Here is a 5,913-nt window from a genome sequence, read left to right as displayed (position 1 = left end):
ATAGCGATCGCATCTTGCCCGGCTTTCGTGCTCTCATGAAACTGCCAACTCTGCCCGACCAGGTACTTCGCTCTTTCCAAAAACATCAGGAGCAGGACAAATCTAACTGAATATTGTGATCATAGTCTTTTTGTATGACCTAAATTATTTCTGGATAGATTGACTCTCAAGTTGTCTAAATAAAAAGAAATTGACAATAAAAAGCATGCTTATGTATGACCTAAAGCATGGCAACAATCATTAAAAAGAACATTAACGGCAAGGCTTACTACTACGCCCGCGAATGCCAGAGGGTCAACGGCAAGCCCAAGATCGTCTGGCAAAAATACCTCGGGCGGGCAGACGATATCGTCCGAGCCATGAGCCGGGAATCTACGGCGGATGTGCCTGCTCCCAAAGAGGTTATCATCACCGAGTTCGGTGCGGTTGTTTCGCTCTTCGATTTGGTAAAGCGCCTGCGCCTGCTTGAGCACATCGACCGTCATGCTCCCAAACCCGGCAACGGCCCCAGTGTGGGAACCTATCTGCTCGTTGCCATCCTCAATCGCTGTCTCGCCCCATGCAGTAAGGCTGGTCTTGCAGATTGGTTCCAGACAACTTCGCTTCGGCGCCTCATGGGCATCAGTGCCAAGCAACTTAGCAGTCAACGTTTCTGGGACAACATGAATCACGTCTCAAGCCAGACCATCGAGGCCATCGAACAGGACGTTACCACTCACATGGTCAAGGAGTTCAAGATCAACCTGCGACAGGTACTCTTCGATGCCACCAATTCTTTACCTACATCGATACCTTCAATGAACGATGCTCCCTTGCCCAAAGGGGCAAGAGCAAGCAAGAGCGCAAGAGTCTGCGCATTGTTGGCCTGGCACTGCTCGTTTCCTCCGATTTCCATGTACCGCTCCTCCATCGTACCTATCCAGGCAATCAAACCGATGCTCCCACTTTCTCCAGTCTCACTTCCGAACTGGTTGCCCGGTGCCGTCAATTCTCCGAGGAAACCGAGCACATCACCCTCATCTTCGATAAAGGCAACAATTCCTCTGACAATCTGGATGCGGTTGAAGCGAGTCCCTATCATTTCATCGGCTCCCTTGTTCCAACCCAACATCCGGACCTTCTCCAAACACCCTCAGAGCAATTCCACTCCCTTGCAGCAGATGGTCTGCAAGGCGTGTGTGCCTTCCGTACTACAAAGAAGATCTTCGGTGTGCAGCGCACGGTACTCATCACCTACAATGAAAACCTCTTCATCGCACGGTCTCGCACGCTTTTGCGCGAAATCGCCAAACGACTATTGACGGCGGTGAGGAAATGGTCAGAAACTGGCGGTCAGAAAATCCCCGATGGCAATCAGACGACAAGGGTATGCGTCGTCGCGCCTGCATGAGGGCGAAAAAAGGCGGAGAAACCGATTGCCTGGATAATGGAGAGGTCGGTTTCTCACCTTGTCTGTAAATTTAATGGCCTGGAATCATTTTCTTTTTCTTCGATAGCTGGCCCCTCCCATGATGAGGACCTGAGAGCGGTGTACGAGCCGGTCGGCAATGGCCCTAGCCACGGTGGTGGAATCGAAAACCTTTCCCCATTCAGCAAAGGGCAGATTTAATGCAGAGTATATCGTTATGCGGACAGGAGATTTCTAAATCAGGTGATAATGCCGTCGTTTCAGTGAAGTAGGATCGCCTTTCTCGTCTTGCTATTCTGCATAATAGTGACGTCTTTCTAAGCTGAACTTCACACAAAAGGAGGACGTCATGTTTGAAGAGTTTTTCGATGGTGCTTCACGTGTTCAAGGACTTCGAGACAGTTCGGGCGGGCCTTTCCTTGAAAAATTCGCCGAGGAGTTGTTCCATGCGGGCTACGCTGAGATAACCGCCCGCAGACACATCCGAGCAGCGGAACATTTCATTTATTGGTCAGGGAGTGAAGGCATACCCATCTCAAGTCTGACCGAGAAGTTGGTTGAGCGCTTCGACGACCATCTGAACGGATGCCAATGTCCTCGTTACGGCCGTACTCATCGGCTGGAGTTGCTCAATGGTGTGCGTTTGTTCCTGAAATGCCTGCGAGGTGCAGGCGCAATCGCCACTGTCGTTGGCCAGACAACGGTTCCAGATCCAGTTCTCTTCACCGCATTTTGTGAGTGGATGCGCAAGAATCGTGGAACCTGTGATGCTACCCTCTACAACTACAGCTTGTCGATCCGGGACCTGCTGAAGCAGCTTGGCGAAGATCCAAGGCTGTTTGATGCTGGAAGTTTGCGACAGTTTGTCCTGGAAAAGAGTCAACAATGTGGGTGGGCAGCGGCTAAAACATGTACGACGGCACTTCGCATGTTTCTTCGCTTTCTAATCGCTGAAGGCAAATGTTCCGCCGACCTGCACGCAGCCATTCCAGTTCTGGCGCATTGGCGCCTTTCTTCATTGCCACGATACCTGCAACAGGAAGAAGTGGAGCGGATCGTCTCTTCCTGTGATCTCAACTCTGCGGTCGGCAAGCGAGATCGTGCTATTCTACTTCTCCTCGCACGCATGGGACTTCGGGCTGGCGATATCGTCCAGCTTCGTTTGGGTGATATCGATTGGGAAGGCGCCACGGTTGAAGTAACGGGAAAAGGGCGTCGCGAGGTTAGACTGCCTCTGACCCAGGAAATTGGATGTGCGCTGGTGGCCTATCTGCAAGACGGGCGGCCTCGAACCGACACCGATGTATTGTTTGTTCGCTCTCGCGCTCCCTTTCGCGCCTTCGCCTCCCACAGTGCGGTCTCGGTCATCGTTGAAAAGGCTATGCAGCGAGCGGATGTCACCTGCCAGAGTCGCGGCGCGGCCCATGTTCTCAGGCATTCCGCGGCAACTTCCATGTTGCGGCAAGGGGCATCGCTACAAGACATTGCGGACATCCTTCGGCATGCTTCGATCGAGACCACACAGATCTACGCCAAGGTGGATGTCACTGCACTGTCCCTGATTGCTCAACCCTGGCCGGAGGTGCAGCCATGATAGCTCAAGCTGTGGAGTCCTACTTGAGGGTACGCCGTGCTTGCGGGTTCGAGCTCAAATACCAGGGCAGTCTTTTGCAAAGTTTTGCCACCTTCTCGCATGAAAGAGGAAAACACCGCGTTTGCTCCGATGTCGCAATCGAGTGGGCCGGATTGGCGGAATCGGTTGATCAGCGTGCCCGCCGGCTTGGTGAAGTTATTCGATTTGCCCGCTACATCCGTGCCGAGGATCCGTCCCATGAACTGCCACCGCCTGTCTTCGGTAGCGAGAAGCGGCCACGGCCCATCCCGTACATCTTTTCCCGGGAAGACATTCAGCGTCTCGTGCAAGCAGCATCTGAATCCGGTTACCGTACCTTGCGTCGAAAGACCTACAGCACGCTGTTCGCGTTACTGGCATGCACGGGAGTTCGTGTGTCCGAGGCAATCAGGCTGCGCTTTGAGGATATCACTGCGGATGGTCTGATGATTCGATGTTCCAAGTTTCGTAAAAGCCGTCTCGTACCCTTGCATGAGACCGTGCAAGCAGGAATAGAACGCTACCTCGAACACCGCCACCCCTATGCCCCATTCGACGATCACGTATTCGTTTCACTGCGAAGAAAACCGTTGCGTATCAATGATGTTGATACAGCATTCCGGACTGCCGTCGATAGAATCGGTCTGCAGCGGGGACAGGGGCTGCCCCGCCCGACACCTCACTCGCTTCGCCACACATTCGCCGTAAGAGCCTTGGAAACCTGTCCGGACGGTCGTGATCACATCACAAAACACATGCTGGCGCTCTCGACCTATCTTGGCCACGGCAAGGTTTGTCATACCTACTGGTATCTGGAAGCGGTGCCGGAATTGATGAAAAACATTGCACAGTGTTGCGAAAGCTTCTTCACGGGAGGGCGGCCATGACTCCAGCCGCTTCCCATATCACGGCCTTCCTTCAGCAACGCTTGCCCGTCGAGCGCGGTGCCAGCGAAAACACCTGCGAGTCCTATGCCTACGCATTCAAACTCCTCTTTGAATACGCCGGCAAATGCCTCAAAGTTGCCCCGTCCGAATTGCACTTTGAGCAACTCGATGCGCCGCTGATCGTGAACTTCCTGGACCACCTGGAAACGGAGCGAGGGAATGGGGCAAGCTCCAGAAATATCAGACTTGCCGCCATAAAGTCGTTTATGCATTTCATGGAGTATCGCGTGCCGACGGCTTTAGAGCAGATCAGCCGCATCCTGGCGATTCCACCCAAGAAAGCCGAGACACGTCTTGTAAGGCACCTCACGGTTGAAGAGATGCAGGCCATCTTGGATGCACCTACGCCAACCACTCGAGACGGCATTCGGGATCGGGCCATGCTCTACCTCTGCTTTGCCGGGGGATTGCGCGTCTCCGAGTTGGTCGGACTCCGAATTGACGATTTAACCCTTCAACCGCATGCCAGTATTCTCGTTCACGGCAAGGGGCGAAGGCAACGTTGCCTGCCCTTATGGAAAGAAACGATATCAGCCCTGCGAGCGTGGCTGGCAGTCAGGGGCACAGCCTTGGTGCCTGAACTGTTTTTCAACGCCCGTGGCGAGCCCATGACACGTTCCGGCTTCGAATACATTCTGCACAAGCACTGCCGCACTGCCACAGCAAGTTGTCCTGATCTATCAACGAAGCGCGTTTCGCCGCATGTGCTTCGACATACTTGCGCCCTAACGGTTCTACAGGCTACCAAGGACCTGCGAAAAGTATCTCTCTGGCTCGGACACGCGAACATGCAAACGACGGAGATCTACACACGTGCCGACCCCTCGATAAAGCTGGAGGCTCTGGAATCAGTTGTCCCTCCAAAGCTGCGATCAGGGCGTTTCAAGGCAACCGATGAGCTAATCGCCTCTCTACAGGCAGGCTCTGTTATGCGGGGTAAAAAGACATCAAGATGACAGGTTGGCGGGGTCTGCGAAAAGCGGGCTCCGCATAACGATGGACTCTGCATTAAATCTGTTATGCGGTGCACCGCATAACAGATTGGTGGTCAAAATGGTTGACCGGGTCTGATGCCTTTGACTGATGACCTGGAAGAAGAGGTTTGAGCCCTGTTGGCCGAGGGCAAGATAACCGAGCTCGTCAACTTATGTGGAGCTTCACATAAGTTGACTTATGTTGAGTGTTCATTAATGTTGAGAAATCTCTGTGGAACTGGATAAATAGAGGGTAAAGAGTCAGCGGACTACACATTAGTGACGGCGAACCTCCTGAGGGTCTTCTCATTTTGAAAGGAGGTTCAAATGATTGCATCCCTTCGCCCGAAATCCTACCAGAGGTACCTTTCCCTTCCCATCCTTGGCGTCATCCTGGACGAGTTTACCACATGGTCTCACAATCGTGGCTTCACCACAGGGACTATGCGAAATAAGCTCAAGGATGCCCCGCTGATCGACGCGTATTTCCAACAAACTGGCGCGCAATCTTTGGAGGAATTGAGCCAGAGCTATTTTGAGGCAGCCTGGAAACACTATCGTCACCTTCGGCCGGAAACGGCCGGAACCATTCGCCAGATTGAGTACTTTCTCGTGGAGAATGGCCGTCTTGAGCCTATCCCAGCCCAACCGAAGACTCCCATAGACACAGAGCTCGATTTTTTCTCGGATCATTTGCGCAGGGTGCGCGGCCTGGAACCCTCTACCATACGATCTCACGAGAGATATCTGCAAGAGTTCCTGGTGCACGTGGGCTACGGTGAAAATCCCCTGGCGCTGGCAACGCTCACCATCAAAACAATAGAAGACTTTATCCAGATTTGCTCCAAAAGACTCAACCGGTATTCTCTCCAGCACGTGATCGGATATCTGAGGGCCTTCCTGCGCTTTCAACATGAGAAATCCGTTCTGCGTCAGCCCTTGCATACGATGATCGACACTCCAAGGATCTAC

Annotated in this window: 6 protein-coding genes and 1 pseudogene; 5 read left to right on the top strand and 2 right to left on the bottom strand. The window is 53.0% G+C overall.

The window, feature by feature from the left end; all coding sequences use genetic code 11:
* Positions 1-227: 227 nt before the first annotated feature.
* Positions 228-1,301 (top strand): hypothetical protein, encoded by a 1,074-nt coding sequence (locus tag MWC30_RS21190; RefSeq protein ID WP_244086197.1) that lies wholly within the window; start codon positions 228-230, stop codon positions 1,299-1,301.
* 173 nt (positions 1,302-1,474) lie between these two features.
* Here the strand turns inward: MWC30_RS21190 and MWC30_RS23200 are convergent, their stop codons facing one another.
* Positions 1,475-1,603, bottom strand: coding sequence for an ATP-binding protein (locus tag MWC30_RS23200; RefSeq protein WP_368860919.1), 129 nt, complete (start codon positions 1,601-1,603; stop codon positions 1,475-1,477).
* Positions 1,604-1,757: 154 nt separating this feature from the next.
* Between MWC30_RS23200 and MWC30_RS21185 the strand changes: the two genes are divergently transcribed.
* Genes MWC30_RS21185 through MWC30_RS21175 form a run of 3 tightly spaced genes read left to right on the top strand, consistent with a single transcriptional unit; the run spans position 1,758 to position 4,923 of the window.
* Entirely contained in the window at positions 1,758-3,002 is a 1,245-nt protein-coding gene (locus MWC30_RS21185; RefSeq protein WP_244086196.1) for a site-specific integrase, read from the top strand.
* A complete protein-coding gene (locus MWC30_RS21180) occupies positions 2,999-3,907 on the top strand; it encodes a tyrosine-type recombinase/integrase (protein WP_244086195.1) in 909 nt (302 codons plus the stop codon). The genes MWC30_RS21185 and MWC30_RS21180 overlap by 4 nt, the downstream gene beginning before the upstream one ends.
* A complete protein-coding gene (locus MWC30_RS21175; RefSeq protein ID WP_244086194.1) occupies positions 3,904-4,923 on the top strand; it encodes a tyrosine-type recombinase/integrase in 1,020 nt (339 codons plus the stop codon). Before MWC30_RS21180 ends, MWC30_RS21175 begins: the two co-directional genes overlap by 4 nt.
* On the opposite strand, the pseudogene MWC30_RS23195 reads toward MWC30_RS21175, so the two are convergent.
* A pseudogene (locus MWC30_RS23195) lies at positions 4,915-5,100 on the bottom strand (ATP-binding protein); the annotation flags it as partial. The gene MWC30_RS21175 and the pseudogene MWC30_RS23195 overlap by 9 nt on opposite strands.
* A gap of 168 nt (positions 5,101-5,268) precedes the next feature.
* Here MWC30_RS23195 and MWC30_RS21170 point away from each other — a divergent pair.
* Positions 5,269-5,913, top strand: a 645-nt coding sequence (locus MWC30_RS21170) for a site-specific integrase (protein WP_244086193.1), incomplete at its 3' end; no start/stop codon positions are given.

It is taken from the genome of Desulforhabdus sp. TSK, assembly GCF_022836495.1.
GTDB lineage: Bacteria > Desulfobacterota > Syntrophobacteria > Syntrophobacterales > Syntrophobacteraceae > Desulforhabdus.
This window is presented reverse-complemented; position numbering and strand designations above follow the sequence as displayed.